This window comes from Altericista sp. CCNU0014, from assembly GCF_044923475.1.
In the GTDB taxonomy this organism is placed as follows: domain Bacteria; phylum Cyanobacteriota; class Cyanobacteriia; order Thermosynechococcales; family Thermosynechococcaceae; genus JAAURS01.
Window position 1 is genome coordinate 4703509 of the sequence record NZ_CP137338.1, and the last position, 17941, is coordinate 4721449.

General features: G+C 50.8%; 13 protein-coding genes and 1 tRNA gene. 9 read left to right on the plus strand and 5 right to left on the minus strand.

The features are described from left to right. Window positions 1-119 precede the first annotated feature (119 nt). The 6 genes from ebsA to R6H26_RS22510 all read left to right on the plus strand — a co-directional run bounded on the left by ebsA (window position 120) and on the right by R6H26_RS22510 (window position 4417). Window positions 120-500 (plus strand): type IV pilus biogenesis protein EbsA, encoded by a 381-nt coding sequence (ebsA, locus tag R6H26_RS22485; protein WP_404785710.1) that lies wholly within the window; start codon window positions 120-122, stop codon window positions 498-500. A gap of 164 nt (window positions 501-664) precedes the next feature. Then, window positions 665-1753 carry a phosphotransacetylase family protein gene (locus tag R6H26_RS22490; RefSeq protein ID WP_404785712.1) on the plus strand — a complete coding sequence of 363 codons (1089 nt, stop codon included), beginning with the start codon at window positions 665-667 and terminating at the stop codon, window positions 1751-1753. After that, entirely contained in the window at window positions 1750-2004 is a 255-nt protein-coding gene (locus R6H26_RS22495; protein ID WP_404785713.1) for a TIGR02450 family Trp-rich protein, read from the plus strand. Before R6H26_RS22490 ends, R6H26_RS22495 begins: the two co-directional genes overlap by 4 nt. A 46-nt stretch (window positions 2005-2050) precedes the next feature. Beyond that, window positions 2051-2599, plus strand: coding sequence for a peroxiredoxin (locus R6H26_RS22500; RefSeq protein WP_404785715.1), 549 nt, complete (start codon window positions 2051-2053; stop codon window positions 2597-2599). Window positions 2600-2644: 45 nt separating this feature from the next. Next, window positions 2645-2718 (plus strand) — tRNA-Arg (locus R6H26_RS22505). Between the two features lie 412 nt (window positions 2719-3130). Further along, complete coding sequence (locus R6H26_RS22510) at window positions 3131-4417, plus strand: transposase (RefSeq protein ID WP_404783412.1); 1287 nt, start codon at window positions 3131-3133, stop codon at window positions 4415-4417. Window positions 4418-4674: 257 nt separating this feature from the next. Here the strand turns inward: R6H26_RS22510 and R6H26_RS22515 are convergent, their stop codons facing one another. The 4 genes from R6H26_RS22515 to R6H26_RS22530 all read right to left on the minus strand — a co-directional run bounded on the left by R6H26_RS22515 (window position 4675) and on the right by R6H26_RS22530 (window position 14361). Continuing rightward, entirely contained in the window at window positions 4675-4887 is a 213-nt protein-coding gene (locus R6H26_RS22515) for a hypothetical protein (protein WP_404785717.1), read from the minus strand. Between the two features lie 430 nt (window positions 4888-5317). Next, on the minus strand, window positions 5318-7024 hold the full coding sequence (locus R6H26_RS22520; protein WP_404785718.1) for an NAD(P)H-quinone oxidoreductase subunit 4: 1707 nt from the start codon (window positions 7022-7024) through the stop codon (window positions 5318-5320). Between the two features lie 305 nt (window positions 7025-7329). After that, the gene (locus R6H26_RS22525) at window positions 7330-12597 is read right to left on the minus strand and encodes a CHAT domain-containing protein (protein ID WP_404785719.1); all 5268 of its coding nucleotides are present in this window, start codon (window positions 12595-12597) and stop codon (window positions 7330-7332) included. A gap of 63 nt (window positions 12598-12660) precedes the next feature. Then, complete coding sequence (locus tag R6H26_RS22530) at window positions 12661-14361, minus strand: ShlB/FhaC/HecB family hemolysin secretion/activation protein (protein WP_404785721.1); 1701 nt, start codon at window positions 14359-14361, stop codon at window positions 12661-12663. A gap of 369 nt (window positions 14362-14730) precedes the next feature. On the opposite strand from R6H26_RS22530, the gene R6H26_RS22535 reads away from it, so the two are divergent. Beyond that, window positions 14731-15312 (plus strand): COP23 domain-containing protein, encoded by a 582-nt coding sequence (locus R6H26_RS22535; protein ID WP_404785723.1) that lies wholly within the window; start codon window positions 14731-14733, stop codon window positions 15310-15312. A 102-nt stretch (window positions 15313-15414) separates the two neighbouring features. Here R6H26_RS22535 and R6H26_RS22540 read toward each other — a convergent pair whose 3' ends face one another. Continuing rightward, window positions 15415-16122 carry a lipase family alpha/beta hydrolase gene (locus R6H26_RS22540; RefSeq protein ID WP_404785725.1) on the minus strand — a complete coding sequence of 236 codons (708 nt, stop codon included), beginning with the start codon at window positions 16120-16122 and terminating at the stop codon, window positions 15415-15417. Window positions 16123-16195: 73 nt separating this feature from the next. On the opposite strand from R6H26_RS22540, the gene psb29 reads away from it, so the two are divergent. Continuing rightward, window positions 16196-16933, plus strand: coding sequence for a photosystem II biogenesis protein Psp29 (gene psb29 / locus R6H26_RS22545; RefSeq protein ID WP_404785727.1), 738 nt, complete (start codon window positions 16196-16198; stop codon window positions 16931-16933). A 37-nt stretch (window positions 16934-16970) separates the two neighbouring features. Beyond that, entirely contained in the window at window positions 16971-17939 is a 969-nt protein-coding gene (locus R6H26_RS22550; protein WP_404785728.1) for a DUF362 domain-containing protein, read from the plus strand. Window positions 17940-17941 lie beyond the last annotated feature (2 nt).

The following is a 17941-nucleotide window of genomic DNA, read 5'->3' on the forward strand; positions in this document are numbered from 1 at the left end:
CATACCCCAGATAGGCTCGCGCCTAGAGAAATCGCTGTCGCATCAAGCCTTTAGTCTTTTACTGCAGCGTAAACCCCAGGTACTCTAAATTAACTGCTATTTATCAGGAACGCACAAATATGGGCCAGCATCTCAGCACACTTCAACCCGCTCCAAACCGCGACGTGACGATGTACCTTCCGTATTACCAAGGCAGCAGGCGCGATATGCTGGCCTTAGCGATGTCTCTCTATCAATTTGGAAATTTTGAAGGAGAGCGCACCATCGAAGGCGGGAATAGCATTCCATTTTTAGCAACTTGGACGGTATTGCCGCTACCCGCTGACTTAACCCGCTGTCGGCTTCAGTTCAGTTCAGATGCAGATTTGAGCTATGAGGTCACGCTCACAAACTTCGAGTTTGTCGGCTTTCTCATTGATGTCCTCATCAATTACAAGCGCTCCCTAAGTGCTGACTTTTCCAAGTCCTTTTATCGCAAGCTTCTGAGAATAGAGGACTGACCTGTCAAGGCGCTCTTACAGCAGAATATGAGAGAATCAGCTGATGCTGGCCATCGTTCGTCCGCCGTATTGCTTGGCTGAGTGGCGGATTAGACCGATCTCATTGGGCTAAAGCTGTTACACTGCATCGTTGAGTGCTTTTTAGAGACGAAAGGAGTGAGGGTGTGCCCCATCTGGCAAAGCATTTGCTGATTGGTTCTCTGGTCGCTCATAGCGGTAAGTCTGCTGCTGTTTTAGGGCTAGGCCCTCAAATTTTGGCCAAAGGGGTTTCGTTCGCCTACGGGAAGCCTTTGAGCGTGAATTTAGATGCTTCTGCGCCGCCTGGCATAGATTTAGACGTTCAGTTTATCGTATCGGCACTCAACTTGACGCAGCACCAGGTCGTTCCGTCGGCGCTGACGGTCAATGCTACCGATATTCAGAAGCAACTCCAGACGGGCCGCATCGTTCCTTCCGGCCTGCCGTCGGTTGTCGAATCCGGTCTGGAAGACCGCGATTTGATTGTGTTCGAAGGACCCAGCAATCTGGCAGAGGGAGAGCTTTTTGGATTTTCGTTGCTCCAGCAGGCAGAACAGTTAGACGCTGCGGTGTTGCTGATGGCCCGGTGCCACTCGCTTGCAGTGGTGGAAGAGCTGTTGATGGCGCAGGTGCATTTGGGAAGTCGCCTCGGTGGGGTCATCCTCAACGACGTGCCTGAAAAGCTGGCACAGTCTGTCGTCGATTTTGCCATTCCGTTTCTGGAGCAGCATGATATCCCAATTTTTGGGTACATTCCCAGCCATCCTTTGCTGCGCAGCATTAGCGTGCGAGAAATGGTGCGTCAGCTCGATGCTGAGATTTTGTGCTGTAGCGATCGCCTGAATCTAATGGTGGAACAGCTCAGCATCGGGGCCATGAATGTCAACTCAGCGCTGCGCTATTTCAACAGAGCCAGCAATATGGCCGTGGTGACGGGGGGCGATCGCACCGATATTCAGCTTGCAGCCCTAGAGTCTTCGACCAATTGCCTGATTCTGACGGGACATTTCTCGCCGAATCCCATCGTGATCAATCGAGCGGAAGAATTAGAAGTTCCGGTGCTGTCGGTCGATCTAGATACTTTAACCACCGTCGAGCTCGTCGATAAGGCGTTCAGCGAAGCGCGTTTTAGCGAAACCATTAAGGTGGAGTGCATCCAGCAGCTTTTTAAACAGCATGTCGATGTCGATCGGCTCTTGAATACGTTGGAAATCAAACCCGCGCTGCGATTGTGAGCAAACAAAAGCATCCTTTTCTCCTGGGTTCTAAATGGACGGCGAAGGAGCCTACCTTTGGATGGCGGCACTTTGAGGTGGCCAGCCGTAAAAATGAAGGAAGCCTCGTTTTTGCCGAGCTGGTTTCGTCCTGCGATCCGTCCGTTCGCTTTTGGCTCAATGCAAAAACCCTGCGAGATAAAAACCTTTGGCTCCCTGGCTGGAAGTCTCTGGCGGAGCAAGGCCGACCCGCGCGGGACACAAAAATGTAAATTTATGTAAACATCTAAGTGTAAGGATTTAAGTATAGAGGCGTTCATGTCTGGTTTGCGGCGACTGCTTCGCTACGGTTTAATTGCGGGCGTGCTGTGCCTGATGCTTTTGCTCCCTACTGCTCCGGCGCGGGCTATGGGCGGGCAACTGCCGCTCTTGAACGAGCCAGCGCCAGGGTTTACGTTACCCACCAATGACGGGAAGGGGCAACTGTCGCTCGATAGCTTTCGCGGAAAATGGGTGGTGCTGTACTTTTATCCGAAGGACTTTACCCCCGGTTGTACTTTGGAGGCGCAGCGCTTCCAGCGGGATTTAGCAAAGTACCAGGCTAAAAATGCTCAGGTTGTGGGTGTCAGTGCCGACTCGGTAGATACCCACGCGGAGTTTTGCAACTCCGAAGGGCTGAAGTTTCCCCTGTTGGCCGATGAAGATGGCTCGGTGAGCAAGCTTTACGGATCTTGGATGGGCTATTTGTCCATGCGCCATACCTTTATTGTCGACCCGGATGGCGTGCTGCGAGAGCGCATGGTAAAGGTTGCCCCTGCGGTGCACAGTACTGAGGTCTTGGAGCGCCTCGCCGAGTTGCAAGCTTAGCGAGGATGAAATTCAAATGATAAGATTGGGAAATCCCAGAAGGCTGGGGCTGTAGCTCAGATGGATAGAGCGATCGCCTCCTAAGCGATAGGTCGAGGGTTCGAGTCCCGCCAGTCCCGTTCAGAGATGATAAAGTTTGTCCCGGTTGAAGGGATGCTACTGTCTCATGTGGATGGGGTATTGCATTAAGTCGTCGATGCTGTTGGCTGGGGTTTTGTCTTATTGCCAGTTTGAATTTATTGCTGCGCAGGCTGTATTGATTATTGAAAAATCGTATAGAAGTTTGCCTTGAGATTCGTTGGTTGTCACAGAAAAGACGCATTCTATGGAGATCGTTTCAGAGGCATAGATTGAACGTTCAAGGTAGCAATGCTAGTCAGTTTGAGATCGTTGCTCAGCAAGGTGGCATTAAGTTCAAATGCGGTTGCGGCAATGATAGCGTCAGGAAGTTTTAGTTAGTGTCCTGAGTTTTTCGCCATAGAGGCCAAAGCGTGAAAAGGTCTGAGGATAAGAGATTCAGGCCAACAGAGAATGGATATCGTCACACGCAAAGCCCAAATACTGCGGGTTCAAACCCAAAATCCATATCCAGAGTTGAACGAAGTCCTACAGGAAAAACTGAATACAGAGGTTCTGGGGGTTACGCAAAGCGTCTTAGAAGCAGCTCTGTGCGAAGAATTACAAGAGCATCTCAATCAGCTTGCGGGAGAACGACCTCGTCGGTCTGGCTACTTCAAGCGAGTCCTTGATAGCGAATACGGGCGCATCGAATCCTTGTCGGTACCCAAGCTGCGCCATGGGAACAGAGACCGAGACTGGCAAATCTTGGGGCGCTATCAACGGGGCCTTGGCAGTCTATTAAACTTTTGTCTAAGTCTGTATGTCATGGGCCTGTCCTTGCGAGACTTGCAAGAAGCGCTCTATCCATTACTCGGGGCTGTATTATCGGTCAATGCCATCAACCGAATCACAGAAGCCGCTCAACAGCAGATGAATCAACGGCGCACGGCAAAAATTACCACTGCTGTACCCATTTTGCTTGTCGATGGTGTTTGGGTGAGAATTCAATATGCAAGCGGGGAAACCTTTGAAGACCAAGCTGGACATGTGCGCGCCTTGCGTCAAGCCGAAGAACGGGTTGTTTTAGTGGCAATGGCCATTTATCCAGATGGCACTCGTGAAATCTTGCACTATGAGATTGCCGAGAGTGAATCTCAATTCGCCTGGGAGTCTTTTTTCAAGGGTTTACAGGAGCGTGGATTGAAGCTTGATGGGGTTGAGGTTGTCGTCAGTGATGGGACCAATGGATTGCCCGCTGTGCTCAAAGCCTGGGTACCTCAGGCCCAGCATCAACTGTGCATCACTCATAAAATCAGGGCAATGCTGCGTCATCTGGGCTATGAGAATTTATCCATCCAAGATGCGCAAGGTCAGACCCTAGACCTTCCAGAAGCAAAGAAGCTTCGCTATACCCAGATTAAGACTGACGCCTATGACATCTATAAAACCGATGATTGGATGGAAGCCATTGAGCGATTGGTGGTCTTTGTCGAGACTTGGCAGTCTGTTGAACCTAATGCCATCCGCTCCTTTTTGAGAGATATTGTTTTGACCTTTAATTTCTATGATTTGAACCCATCCTTATATCCACTCGTCCGAACCACTAATGCGCTCGAACGATTGTTTCGAGAGTTTAGGAACAAGTCCGATGAAATTGGTGCGTTCCCCAATGAAGACAGTTGTTTGACCATTTTCTTCTTGGTCTTACAGCGTGACCATACCAAGCATGACCGTCTCAAATCTGTGGCGAAAAACTAGGGACACTAACAGTTTTAGCCGATTTTGCTTGCGAAAAGCTATGGCTGTTTGCTTAATAGACTCTGTGAGATTAAGGATTTGAAGTTGTGCCAAAAACTGATGAATTTGCTGTTCTTCAGGCATTGTGAGGTTGGGATAGGACAGTAACTCTATTTCTGTGATGACTGACACAAAATATAGCCCTGTAGGAAGATTGCTTTGCAGTTGTCCGCCTAGGTGATACAAAGCGATATTGGTATCGAGGACAAAATTAGGGTTTATTGCCATTCGTTACGAATTTGTTGTTGGTAGGCGAGCGGATCGACGGTGAGAGAGATTGAACCCGCAAAGCTTGAAAGGTCTGTTGCTTGGCTTGGCTCAGGAAGGTTTTGCAGCATGGCTTCAATGTTTTGCCAATCGTTGTAATCGATGATGACAGCGACGGGGTGCATGGATTCGTCGGTGACGATTTGTTTTTTGATGGGGTGCATGGTGCGAGCCCTTAGTGGTGCAGAAAACTCCTGAAACCCTGTAAACTCGTTATTCTCAACAAGGCCATTTATTGAGAATATACAAAAAATTAACGGAAATAGGTAGCTTGAGCCTATGGTAAATCCGCTCTAAATAGGCCTAAAAAGTTTTCTGCACCACTAAGGGTGCGAGCCTCTAGTTTGTTCGGGAACGCTCAGATCTATTATCCCCTCAGAGGAGATTGGATTGCGACGATACTATCCACCCATACTTCACGCAGTCTGCTGTAGTTCAGCTTATTGCCAATAAGCAATACCCATTTCCTCTTGCCGGATGAGCAGTCCAAATCATTCCAGCCGATCGCAGTTTTCCCTAATGGTATCCAGTTTTTTCTGAGTGTTGCGTCCGGTGAATTGATGCTGGGGCGTTTGTCGCAACCCAATAGCGGAGCTAAGTCCCTCGAACTGTTGCCAGTTCGGGAACGAGTGCAGGCGATGAAATCTGCGGTAGCGAAAATCCTGTTGCGTAAAGATTGGGATTGGTTTGAGCAATTCGAACGTAAGACTGACGAACCTGGGCATTCACCGCAACCATCTTGGCATCGTAAACCTGAGTGGCGAGTTTTGGATAAACCCCTACGCCAATAATCAGCATTAAAAAGCAAACTGCAATAAACACCTCGCGCGGTTTGGCATCGATAAACGCAGCATCGGCAGGCAACACGCAACTCGTCCCAAAACAAACCGCCTCCTGGGCGCCTCGATTCTGAAACTGCACCTCCGCAATATCGCAAGACGGCAGAATATCGCAGGTTTGTACGCCCCCAGAATCGTAAAATACCTGTCGCAGCATAGACAGCAGGTAAATGGGTGTCAGAATTACGCCGACCGCAGAGAGAAACACCGTCACCGTGCGGAAAGCGTCGCTAAACACATCGTTGCTCGTCATGCCAATAAATACGGCCAGTTCGCTGACAAAGCCGCTCATTCCAGGCAGTGCCAGTGAAGCTAAAGCACTGACCGTAAATAGTGCAAATACCTTTGGCATTACCTGAGCTATCCCGCCCATTTCTTTCATCGACATCGTGTGGGTGCGATCGTAGGTTACTCCTGCTAAAAAGAACAATACCGAGGCAATGAGACCGTGAGAAATCATCTGAAGCATCGCACCGCTCATGCCAATATCGGCAAAAGACGTAATGCCCAACAGCACAAAGCCCATGTGAGACACTGAAGAATACGCCAGACGGCGTTTCATATTGGTCTGAGCAAAGGAGTTAAACGCGCCATAGATAATATTGACTACTCCCAAAATGGCCAAGGCTGGAGCAAAGTAGATATGCGCATCGCCCAGCAATTCCATATTGAGACGGATGAGTCCATAGGCTCCCATCTTGAGCAGCACCCCAGCTAGAATCATAGAAACAGGTGCCGAAGCCTCCCCATGGGCGTCTGGGAGCCAGGTATGGAGGGGAAAGATCGCTAGTTTTGCCCCAAAGGCGACGAGCAATCCGGCATAGAGTGGAATCTCTAAAGCTAGCGGGTAATGCTTGAGACCCAGTTCTGCCATATCAAACGTCATGTTGCCGCCATAAAGACCCATCCCGAGCGCCGCTACTAGAATAAAGACGGAGGCTGTTGCGGTGTAGAGCAAAAATTTAGTCGCAGAATACTGGCGGTTCGGCCCACCCCAAATCGAGACCAGCAAGTAAATGGGAATCAGTTCCAGCTCCCACATGATAAAGAGCAGCACCAAATCCTGAGCGACAAAAACCCCAATTTGAGCAGAGTACAGCAACAGCATGAGGCAGTAATACAGCCGAGGTTTTCGATCGACCTGCCAAGAAGAAAAAATGGAGAGCGTTGTTACCAGGCCAGCCAAAATCACCAACGGAACCGACAACCCATCGACCGACACTGCCCAACTTAGCCCCAACGTCGGAAGCCAAGCATATTTCTCTACAAGCTGAAACGAAGTGTTATGAGGGTCGTAATGCCTCCAAAAGACGTAGCACATCAGAATAAATTCTAGAATGCTGACTCCAAGGGCATACCACCGCACCGTTTTACCGTCTTTATCCGGCAAAAAAGGGATAGCTATTGAGGCCAAGGCAGGCAGCAAAATGATAGTGGTCAACCAGGGAAACGAATCCGCCATGATGTTGAGTAAAAATACTTATTTGCCAATGAAGCTATTTTATGAATAAGTGTGAAGTTTTATGCATGGAATTTTCATAAAGATGGGCATAGACAAGTTCTATTTGGCTCGTTCTGGCAGCATTTATCGATCGAAATCTCAGAAAACCGAGCAAAATCGATCGGTTGAGGTCAAGTAGAAGGCGGCGATCGCCTCTCAATCGCGCAGCACCAAACGGTTTTCCAGCCCAGCAGTGGAAAACCGTTTGGTGCATCTGTACTAGCAAAGGGCAAGAAATTTTGTACTCGAACAATCCTACCTTATCCTTACCAAGGATTGCCCACCATCGTAATGCCGCTCCAGTAGTAGGGGTGACTGAGGTCAGCACTTTGTTCTTGCAGCTTGAGCGAGAGGGGAATATTCAGTCCTGCTGCGATCAACTGGTCGTTTTCGACTCGAATTTGTCCCTTAAGCATCGCGACCTGTGCTTGTCGGAGAGCCTCGGCTTTGATCGGCGCTTGTTTTAAGTTGCTATAAAAGCTACTCATGAGTGCTAAGGTGCCGAGATCGCTGATATTCCAGAGACCGCCAACGGCAGTTTGCACCCCTGCCGAAACCGCCAAACCCGTAAACCCGAGTTCTGCATCTTGGTCGCCCAGAGCCGTGCGGCACGCGCTCAAGACCAGCAAAGAAACGGGGCTGGGTTGAGTCAACTCCAAGGATTGCATTTGTTTGAGGTTAACCTTACTGTTCCAAAACTGAATGTAGGATAGTTCTGGATTTCCGGCTTGGAACTCGCCATGGGTGGCTAAATGGACGATGCCATAGGGTTTGGAAGATCGCAGTTGCTTGAGTTGCTGGGGTGTAAACGATTCGTTCAGCAGCGATTGTCCGGACCAGATTTTTTCGATGGTGGATAGTTCTAACGGCACGGCAGGCAGCGCAGCTTGATCTTGAAATTCCGAGGCTCCCATTGCCAGCACCTGCGCGTCTTGAAGGTTTACCCGGCGGGTATCGGTTAGGGTGAGGCTGGGCATCACACCTACGCTAAAGCGCTCGACGACAAATCCGGTGCCATCGTGAAGGGCTGCGATCGGGAGCGCGCGCAACCCTTTATCCATCACAAAGACTAGGTTATTCACCTTCGCCGCTTTCAGCGCTTCCTCTAGCGGTGCGACCATCCAACGATAAAGCTGCTGAGACTGGGGCAGATACGTTTTAGAATCAGTCAATCTCTGGAGGCTTCCTTGCAGTCGTCTGACCGCCTTCACCATCGTGCCTCGCGTTGCCTCAGGAACCCGCTTGCGAATCACTTTTCCATCGACTGTGACCAGAACCAGAATGAGTTGATCGCTATCCCGTCCCGCTAGCCCTTTGGGGAACAAGCGATCCCAACCGCAAGAGTCAAACTGCCAGATGGGATCGGAGGGACTAGCAGGTTTTTCGGATAAACACTTTTCTTTTGACTCGATACCTGCGTCTTCTGCATTTTGCGCGACTGAGTTGCCTCGTAATACGGAAGAAGAGAGGTCCGTGGAGGCGAGTAATGTTGAGGGGCTGCGGAGGCTGTTTGCTACGGGTTTATTGGTTGATGGTGCAAAGTAAACGTAAATGAGGCTTGGATTGACCCCAGGAGAATCGGAAGAGACTTTACCTAAAACAGTTTGGGCCTGTTCGACTGTATCCGCAGGAGGATTGCTGCTCCCTAAATAGCTTGTTATGGCAGAACTAAAGTACCGATCCAATTCTGCAAGAGGTGCATCAGGTTGCGGCGGGATTATAGCTTTGGCGATAGTGACATTCCCCTGTGGGGGAGCATCGGCATTTTGTTCTTGCTCAAAAGCTAAAGGAGGTGTAACGGTTTCTTTGGTGATACGAGTAGGTTCGTTTGTGATGTCATTGGATGTCGGATTTGGACTAGGACTGGGAGAAGGAGAAGGAGAAGGACTAGGTTCTGGACTGGGAGAAGGACTAGGAGAAGGACTAGGGGAGGGTTCTGGGCTAGGTTCTGGACTGGGAGAAGGAGAAGGGCTAGGTTCTGGATTGGGAGAAGGAGAAGGTTCTGGACTAGGAGAAGGTTCTGGACTGGGAGAAGGACTGGGAGAAGGGCTAGGAGAAGGTTCTGGACTGGGAGAAGGTTCTGGACTGGGAGAAGGACTAGGAGAAGGGCTAGGAGAAGGTTCTGGACTGGGAGAAGGACTGGGAGAAGGACTGGGAGAAGGACTGGGAGAAGGAGAAGGAGAAGGAGAAGGACTAGGAGAAGGACTAGGAGAAGGTTCTGGGCTAGGACTAGATTCAAAAGCACCAATATCGGAAGTACCACCTTGAGGCCGCGCTGTCCCGCGCTGGTCTGTTGTGATGGATGGATCGGGGCTTGCTGCATCCAAAGCAGGGTTACCGGATAATAACGCTAGAGTTTGCGTGGGACCGCCATTATCTGCAAGTGGCCCTAAAACAGTATCGATCGAGCCAGCTAACACGATATCGGTCCCAATAGCGGGGAATCCACCTGCATTCCCATTTTGACCGACCAAATTGAACCCATTAGAGATAAAAAATCCAGCCCCTGCGGACGCTGAAACTTCCGCATCGGCAGGGGCGCTGTTACCCGCAAGGATGCTATTGCCAACGCTCAATGTATATGTGCTGATATCGTTACTGTCAAAGATCCCTCCGCCAGAAGTGCCGGCTGAGTTGCCGGAGATCGTGCTGTAAGTTATTTTCCCAGGGCCGTAGAGGTTGAAAATACCACCACCGGAAGTACCTGCTGAGTTGCCGAAGATGGTGCTGTTGGTTACCGACAAGTTGCCGTAAAAATTATTGGCTTCATCGTTAAATCCGTAATTGTAGATGCCGCCACCATCTGCGATCGCCGAGTTTCCAGAAATAGTGCTGCTACTCAATGTTAACGGACCAATATTGTAAATACCTCCCCCGGAGGACGCCGAATTCCCAGAAATAGTGCTGTTGGAGATACTCAAATTTCCGACGATGCTACCGCTAATCTCACTAGAATAGTAGCCAATACTAAAAATGCCGCCTCCAATACCATTGCTTGCAGAGTTTTCAGAGACAATACTATTTGTTAGCGATAAAGCACCAAAGCTAGCAATCCCTCCGCCAAAAGCGCCTCCTTCAGCAGTGTCGCTTGCAGAATTGCGAGTGATAGTGCTGTCAGTTATCGATAGATTATCGATACTGTAAATACCTCCCCCTCCACTGACTGCTTTGTTGTCATAAATACTGCTGTTCGCGATCGTGAAACTACCAAGCGAACTATTAAAATCACTGTCAAAGTAGCCAGAGTTATAAATGCCACCTCCAATGCCAAACCCATTTGCTGAGTTGTTGAATATGCTGCTGTTCGTCACTGCTAGGTTGCTGAATTCGTTATAAATACCGCCTCCCAAGCCTGTAGAAGTAAAGCCTTCTTCAATCTCTGCTCCTGTAGCTATATTGTCAGAGACGGAGCTATTGGAAATCGTCAAATTACTAATAACTTCGCCGTTTTCGCTGATATTGCCGCTGTTGTAAATACCTCCTCCAGAGTTTGCTGCTGAGTTACCAGAAACATTGCTGTTAGAAATTGTTAAATTGCCGACACCAATAGATTGAATTCCACCGCCGTTGCCCGATCCTGCATTGCCTCTGGTGATGGTCAAGCTATCAAGAGTTATTGCATTATCTCTAGCAAGATCGAACACTCGTCGAGTATTTTCACCATCAACGATCGTGTTGGCAGGACCCTGCCCTTTTACCGTGAGGTCTTTCCCAATAATACTGACGACCTGACTGCCCGTTCCTGTAAATGTACCACTACCGATATTTACAGTCGCTCCAGATGTTGCTACATCCACCCCATTTTGGAGGATTCCAGGAGCAGCTTGGTTGACATTAACAGTTGTTGCTTCCCCAGTTAGTATCTGACTGGTACCCAGTAAAATCGGTGCGTTGAGATTGACCGTGAGGTTTCCATCCAGGTTTTGGTCCTTAAAGGCAAGGATATTACCGTTGGTTTGCGTATTGCTGTCGATCGCTGCATCAACCTGAATCAACTGATTGGCCGCTAGATCGACGTTACCTTTATTCAGAGCATTAACAATTACACTTGGATCGATGGTGAAGTCGCCTGTTGGGGGTGCCAGTAATGTCGCTCCAGAGAACAATGCCAGCGTGTCATCGAAAGTGATGGATTTCGCAATAAATAACCGATCTGGATCCAACAGCCAAGTTCCACCCTTGCCGATACTAGCTCCCACGTCGATTTGAGCCGTTTGTGCAATACTCAGCCCTGTCTTGCCGGAGGTCTCGACAAAACCACCGTCACCACCATTGGGACCACCTCGGGCAAAAATATTGCCGTTCATCGCAGTAATGCCGTCCGACCAAACAACGACCGTGCCGCCCTTACCATTGTTAAGCGCATCGGCCTCAATCTGAGCACCTGCGTTGATATTTGTGCTGAATAACGTGGGGAGGCTTTCCTTATCTCGAACATCTCCGCCCACTAAGACAGTACCGCCGCCGCTATCTCCAGAGGCCAAAAGCTGAGCCGTTTTGGCAAGGTCGATCTGTTGACCCAACACCTGCACCGTGCCGCCTCGCTCTGCTAAGCCTTTGCCAGAAACATCCAGGGTTCCAGAAATCGAGACCGCTCCAGTACTTCCTCCTGACAGGACAATCTGGCCTTGGCGATTTTCTAGGGTACGGGCCAGAATCACTCCGTCCATGTTGATGGTATTGTCGATCGCCTTTGCCCCAGTTTGAGCGCTTAGCATCACGATGCTCCCATCTGCATTGATAGTACCGCTATTGCTCAGAAGGGTACTTAGGGGCTGACCGTTACGCCCGAGGACCTGACCTGCGATCGCAGGATCTACTGCAAAGGAAATCAACCCATCGCCGTAGAAATCGAGCGTTGCTGTCGTGCCAGATCCCAAAACGACCTGACCGAGACGGGCATTAATGATGCCGCGATTGGCAACGCCAGGTGCGACTAAAGCTGCAAATCCACCCTCTTTTACCGTAATGCTGCCCTGATTTTCAACAGTGCCGAGCGGCTTGTCCGGCATCTGCCAGAGCTTCAACGCACCGCTCATAAAATCCGAGTTATGGATATCTAGCGTGGTTCCTAAAATACTGCCGACATTAATTTGGGCGGTGGGGGTGAATAAAATGCCATTGGGATTGACTAAAAACAATTGCCCATTGGCGGTCAACCGACCTGCAATTTCCGAAGTAAAGCTTCCGGTAACTCGGTTGAGGGTAGCAGAGTTTGCTGAAGGTTGCTGAAAATTGACCCACTCTGAAGCCCCAATACTAAAGCTGTCCCAGTTCACTACAGCGCGATTGGAGGTTTGCACGACGTTCAACTTCTCCGCGCTCGGCTGCTGAATCTCAGCTTGTCCTGCGGAGACACTACCGCCTTGGGGAAGTGCTGCTCCTGGTAATGCCCAAACGATTGCACCAGTCGCTCCCAGCAGGAGACTGCGGGCGAATTTCCAGAGCGATCGAGATGAGAAATCGGTCTGAGTTGGCTTGGGCAGGACGGACGATGACAGCAAAGATTTGTTTCTGATAAGCCGACGATCCATACGTACAAATTCAATTGAAGACAGGAATGAGATGCAAGAACGCCAAGTCATAGTACACCTTGCTTAAAAGAAACCAGTGATGACAAAAAAGAGTCGAGGATCGTTCTTAAAAGAAACATCCGTTCGCTCGAAGGGAAACGCAAGTTCCAGTCCGACAAATACATTGGAATTAAAACTATGGCGCACTCCCAGCCCAACTGAACCCAACGCATCTGAGGAATTTTCTGCAGCTGTGGGCGCGTTGCGAAACACTTGGCCGTAATCGGCAAAAATATAAGGCTGGGTTGCCATGGGTAGTCCAAACCCCCGGTACAGAAAAGGGCGCTGTAGTTCTGCGCGCAGACCGTAGCCGTAGTCGCCTAAGAGGACATCCGGGTCAAACGCGCCGCCAAAGGTTTCTCCTCCCAGTCCAATGAGCTCTCTTGTCAAAAGCGCGTCCCCTGTAATCTGAGCCTTGCCGGACAGCAATAAATTAAATCGACTGGGGAGTTTCTGATTGCGCGTGAGGTTTAAATTGAGTTTGGTAAACACTGCGCTGCCTGCTGCTCTCGAGAGCGGCTCGGTAGCGGTGCCGGTCTCGGTTCCCCCCACGCCCTGGGAAATTTGAAACGAACCTTGGAACGCTCCTAACGGATCGAGGTTTTCGAACTGAACGCCCAACCGTACCACTGCAAGTCGATCTTGAGACAAAACAGCGTCCAGCAGCTCAGACCTGTTGCGACTGTCTGCGTAGTCAAAGCTGCCTTTCAAATAAATGCTGGTTTGACGGGAACGGACGATCGGATAGGTCAATCCCGCTTCTAGGGCAACAGTCCGTCCGTTAATGCCTAAATCGCGTAAATCGCCACGGGGGTTGACGCTAGTATAAGAGCCATCTAGATTCAGTTTTAGACCGTCATTCCCGATGGGCGCGACAACGTTGATGCTGCCTAGAGCCAGTTCGCTGGGGTTGCTGAGGGAGGTTGCACCTCGAACGGTAACGCGCTCCCCTTCTTCCAAAATGGAATTGAGGGAAACGCCAGCTTGAGCGCGGAGCGGGCCTACTTCTTCAGTGCCGCGATTGGTCAGCTCCCCAAAGACATCGATCGGATCGTAGGCTGCCCGTACGAGTAGGGTTGAGGTTCCCAAGCTGCTGCCTCGCCGCAACACCGCTCGGGCTTTAATCCCGGCTAAGTCATTGGCAAGAAGAAGCTGGCGTTCTAGATCCTTAACCTGAAGCGGTCGGGACGCCAAGATCTTATCGGTTATGGCTTGAATGCGATCGAGCTGCGGCTTTGGCGCGCCCTCTAGCTCGATTTTTTCGATGTAGCCTTCAATGACTTGAATGCGGGCTTTGCCGTCGACGATGGTCTGCTCCGGCACTACCGCAAAGGACAGTACGTAGCCGGACTGACGGTAAAACTGAGTGATTTTTGCGGCGATCCCATAGAGATCGGCTAGACTGACGTCTTTTCCGATCGACCGATCGTAGAAGGGCGCAAAACGTTCTGTTGAATAGACCGTCGCGCCTTCAATTTCCAACGATCGCAGCTGAAACTTCTGCCGATCTGTACCGGGGGGAACGGTCAGGTCTTCCTGTCGAGGGACAGAAATCTCCGGTTGAGGCGTCGGCGAACTGGGGGGAGGCAGTTGTCGCTCGATCCGACTCGGATCGTTTAAGGTCTGAGCTTCGCTATCTGGCAGTAAATATCCAGTTCCAATTGCACTCAACGCCACCGCACACCAAAATCGACCCCAAGGTCGACCTAAAACATAAGACCGCATGCTTTTTAAAGTTTGAACGAAGTTAAGTTTTTGTTTCAATCGTTGCATTTTCAGGAATGCAACTCAAAGCAATGGGGTCGTTTAGAGAGAATCGACTCGGGCACACAACTTTATAAAATCGATCGCAGCAGTTTTTGAATGGCTTTGACTGCAGCCCTTACATGTCACCAGTTTCTAGGTTAGAAAACTAGCAGCACTCGTCACTCCTGCCAGTGATTTAGGTCACATAAGGATAGAGCTTCAGATCGCCAGACATTTAGAAAATTATGGCATATTATCTTATTAAGAAGACAGAGTTCCTGAATCTTTGGCCTTTGTTTGTATTTCTTTATCTCGCTCGTCAATATCGCCTTTCCCTCGGAAACATCTATGAAATCTATTCTTCTCCAGGCTGCTGCCGTTGCAGCTCTAGGTCTAACTTGTGCCATGACGCGCGTCGTGCCCGCTCAAGCCGAGCCTCAATCCGGCAGTCGGTTTTTCTGCGGCAAGAGTCAGAGTTCTGCAGCAGGGGATGAAATCCCGACGACCATCGCGCGAACTCAACGGGGAAACGTTTTGATGATTCGCTGGAAATCGAGCTTTTTTGCCAACGGGCTCAATAACTACACGCCTGAAAGCCGCTGCCTAGAAGTGTCTCGGCGGTTTCAGACCTTTTACGACAGCGGAACCCTTGCCTTTTTGACCACAGGCAAAGCAAACGGACAAAATGTCATTTGCGTTGCGGAAGAATACGGCGGCTCCTGTAAGGGGTTGTTGCTAACCCTCGAACCCAAGGACAATCCACAACAGGTTTTGCAAGATTTAATGGACGTTCGAGTTCGCGCTCGCGGGCCTATTACGCGAGGTGCTGATTCGACCTATATCGACGTAGAGGAATTTCTCGACACCGCACCCGTTCAGGAAGATACGCTGTCTGTATCTCCTGCCGTTCGGGTTTCTCCCAAAAACTAGAACGCTCGAACGTGTCGGAGTTCGGCCAATACCGCAGATGGGTGTGAGGTCTAGGCTCTAGGGCCTAGAGGCGATCGCAAAACAACGAAGATCGAGCGGACGCTAAGCCAGATATTGAATCCATTGCGAGACAACTTCTGGCGAACCGTACCAACGATAGCCTTGCCCCCGATCGAGGGCGTCAGAGGTTTGGGGCGAATGTCGCACGTTTTCTAGGACCAGGTTGGTAGCGCCTTCTAAATGAGCCGCTTCGACGGGCGTAATGCCATCGCCCCAGCATTGTCCTATCCCGCCTGTGATTTGGTAGCTTTGGTAAGTAAACCACTCGCCCGGACGCAGGCTGGGTTTGCCATAGATGGCTTTGCCCGCAACGCAGACGTAGTTGACCGATTCGTAAAACGCGCCGGGGTAGGTGGTATTGACAAAATCCAGGTTGCGACGCGTCCAGCGTTCTTGGCTGGTGTGGGGCGTGCCCAAGGTCATGAGGGTACTGACTTGGGGCTGTCCCGCCCACTTTTGGCCGCAATAGGGTCGATCGCCCATGTAAATGCGAGAAATCCATCCCCCTGCCGAATGTCCGATGAGATTGATTCGATCGGCTTGGGTTTGGCTTAAAACCTGCTGAATCGTTCGGTCTAGCTGGCTTAAGATGGGCGTTACAGGCCGCCCGCCGAGCGTTACCCACCAACTTTGGCGCGTTAGCGGTACCGTTACGGTCGGGAAACCTGCTTGAGTCAGGTACTGCTCTAGGGCTAAATAGTCGCGGGCGGCGGCAAGATAGCCGGGTAATATCACAGTGGGGAGCGGCATGAATTTAGATCCCGTGGCAGCGATCGCACTATAAGTGAGAAAATAACAGAAGTTTATCAAGCGTCTTTGCGTTGTGAATACCGTCCGTACCGTTTCCGATACCAAAAGAGCCTTCTATACCTTACACACCCGTCCCGTTTCGTCGGTGTACCGACGGGTTGTGGAAGAGCTGATGGTGGAAATCCACCTTCTGCGCGTTAATGAAGATTTCCGCTACGACCCCATCTTTGCTCTCGGAGTGGTTGGCACCTTCGATCGCTTTATGGCTGGCTACGAGCCAGCGCCCGACCGAGACTCTATTTTCAACGCGCTCTGTCGCGCTGAGGAGATCGACCCCGCTCAGTTTCGGGCAGAGGCAGAGTCGGCAAAGGTAGCGGTTGCAGGCCGCAGTTCCGAAGACTTGCTGAATTGGGTGACGCAGTCTGCCTCTGCTGGGGGCGAAGGGCTAGCGGGGACGCTGCACGCGATCGCCGTCAATGCCAAGTTCAAATACAGCCGTCTGTTTGCCATTGGCGTTTATAACCTCCTCGAATCTGCCGACCCGGCCTTGGTGGCGGAAGAGGCAAAGCTCAACGAGTTTATTGAGAAGCTGGCAGCCCCGCTGAACCTATCGGCGAGCAAAATCCAAAGGGACCTCGAGCTATATCGGGGCAATCTCGATAAGTTAGAGCAGGCGCGCAAAGCCCTGGCTGAGTTCATTGAAGGAGAGCGCCGCCGCCAGCAGCAGCGTGCTGAGGAACTTCAAAAGCAAGCCGCCGCAGCGGAGGAAGTCTCTGTACCTCCAAACCCCGATTCGGCTCCTTCTACGTAAGCGCTTTCCATCGACCTTCTATCGCAGGAGCAATTCCATGCCAACGGTACCTGTTTCTTTGGTTCGCGCCCATAGCTACGGCGATCTCATTGCGCTGAGAACTGCAATAGAAGCGTTGCTCGACCCTCTGGGCGGGATGGGTGCTTTTGTGAAAAGGGGCGATCGCGTGTTGCTGAAGCCCAATTTGCTGACGGGCGCACGGCCCACGAAGGAATGCACCACTCGTCCTGAAGTGGTGTCCTGCGTGGCGCAATTGGTGAAGGAAGCAGGCGGCAAACCCTTCTTAGGGGATGGCCCTGCCTTTGGGTCAGCCTATGGGGTAGCAAAGGCCAATGGCTACCTACCAATGCTGGAGGAGCTAGAGATTCCCGTGGTGGAGTTCCATGGGGCGCGGTATGAGGCCGTGGGAGAGGCATTCGATCGTTTGCGTTTGTCTAAAGAAGCGATGGATGCGGATGTGGTGATTAATCTACCCAAGGTGAAGTCTCACGTGCAGCTAACGGTAACCTTAGGGGTTAAAAATCTGTTTGGCTGCGTCCCTGGCAAGATGAAGGCGTGGTGGCATTTAGAAGCGGGCAAGGATGCGGAGCGGTTTGGCGAAATGCTAGTGGAAACCGCCCGTACCATTAACCCAGATTTGACGATTTTGGATGGCATTATTGGGCATGAGGGCAATGGGCCAAGTGCGGGAGAGCCTAGGGATTTAGGCGTGTTGGCTGCTTCTGGCAATGTGTTTGCCCTAGACCGTGCTTTGGTTGAGATTTTGAAGGTAGATCCGCGTTTGATCCCGACTCAGAGGGCTGCAAGTCGTCTGGGGTTAAATGATGTTGAGATTAACTATCCGCTGCTGATGCCTCAGGATTTGGCGATCGATGGTTGGTTGCTGCCTGAAAAGATGATGCCCATTGATTTTGGCGCGCCGCGCGTATTGCGTTCTACCTTTAAACACCTCTATATCCGCTGGATTAAAGAGCCGATGGCGACCTACGCAAATCGTAGCGCTTAGTG

Coding starts and splice junctions, on each gene's coding strand:
- ebsA (WP_404785710.1), top strand. CDS start 120: ATGGGCCAGCATCTCAGCACACTTCAACCCGCTCCAAACCGCGACGTG.
- R6H26_RS22500 (WP_404785715.1), top strand. CDS start 2,051: ATGTCTGGTTTGCGGCGACTGCTTCGCTACGGTTTAATTGCGGGCGTG.
- R6H26_RS22510 (WP_404783412.1), top strand. CDS start 3,131: ATGGATATCGTCACACGCAAAGCCCAAATACTGCGGGTTCAAACCCAA.
- R6H26_RS22515 (WP_404785717.1), bottom strand. CDS start 4,887: ATGCACCCCATCAAAAAACAAATCGTCACCGACGAATCCATGCACCCC.
- R6H26_RS22520 (WP_404785718.1), bottom strand. CDS start 7,024: ATGGCGGATTCGTTTCCCTGGTTGACCACTATCATTTTGCTGCCTGCC.
- R6H26_RS22525 (WP_404785719.1), bottom strand. CDS start 12,597: ATGGATCGTCGGCTTATCAGAAACAAATCTTTGCTGTCATCGTCCGTC.
- R6H26_RS22530 (WP_404785721.1), bottom strand. CDS start 14,361: ATGCGGTCTTATGTTTTAGGTCGACCTTGGGGTCGATTTTGGTGTGCG.
- R6H26_RS22535 (WP_404785723.1), top strand. CDS start 14,731: ATGAAATCTATTCTTCTCCAGGCTGCTGCCGTTGCAGCTCTAGGTCTA.
- R6H26_RS22540 (WP_404785725.1), bottom strand. CDS start 16,122: ATGCCGCTCCCCACTGTGATATTACCCGGCTATCTTGCCGCCGCCCGC.
- R6H26_RS22550 (WP_404785728.1), top strand. CDS start 16,971: ATGCCAACGGTACCTGTTTCTTTGGTTCGCGCCCATAGCTACGGCGAT.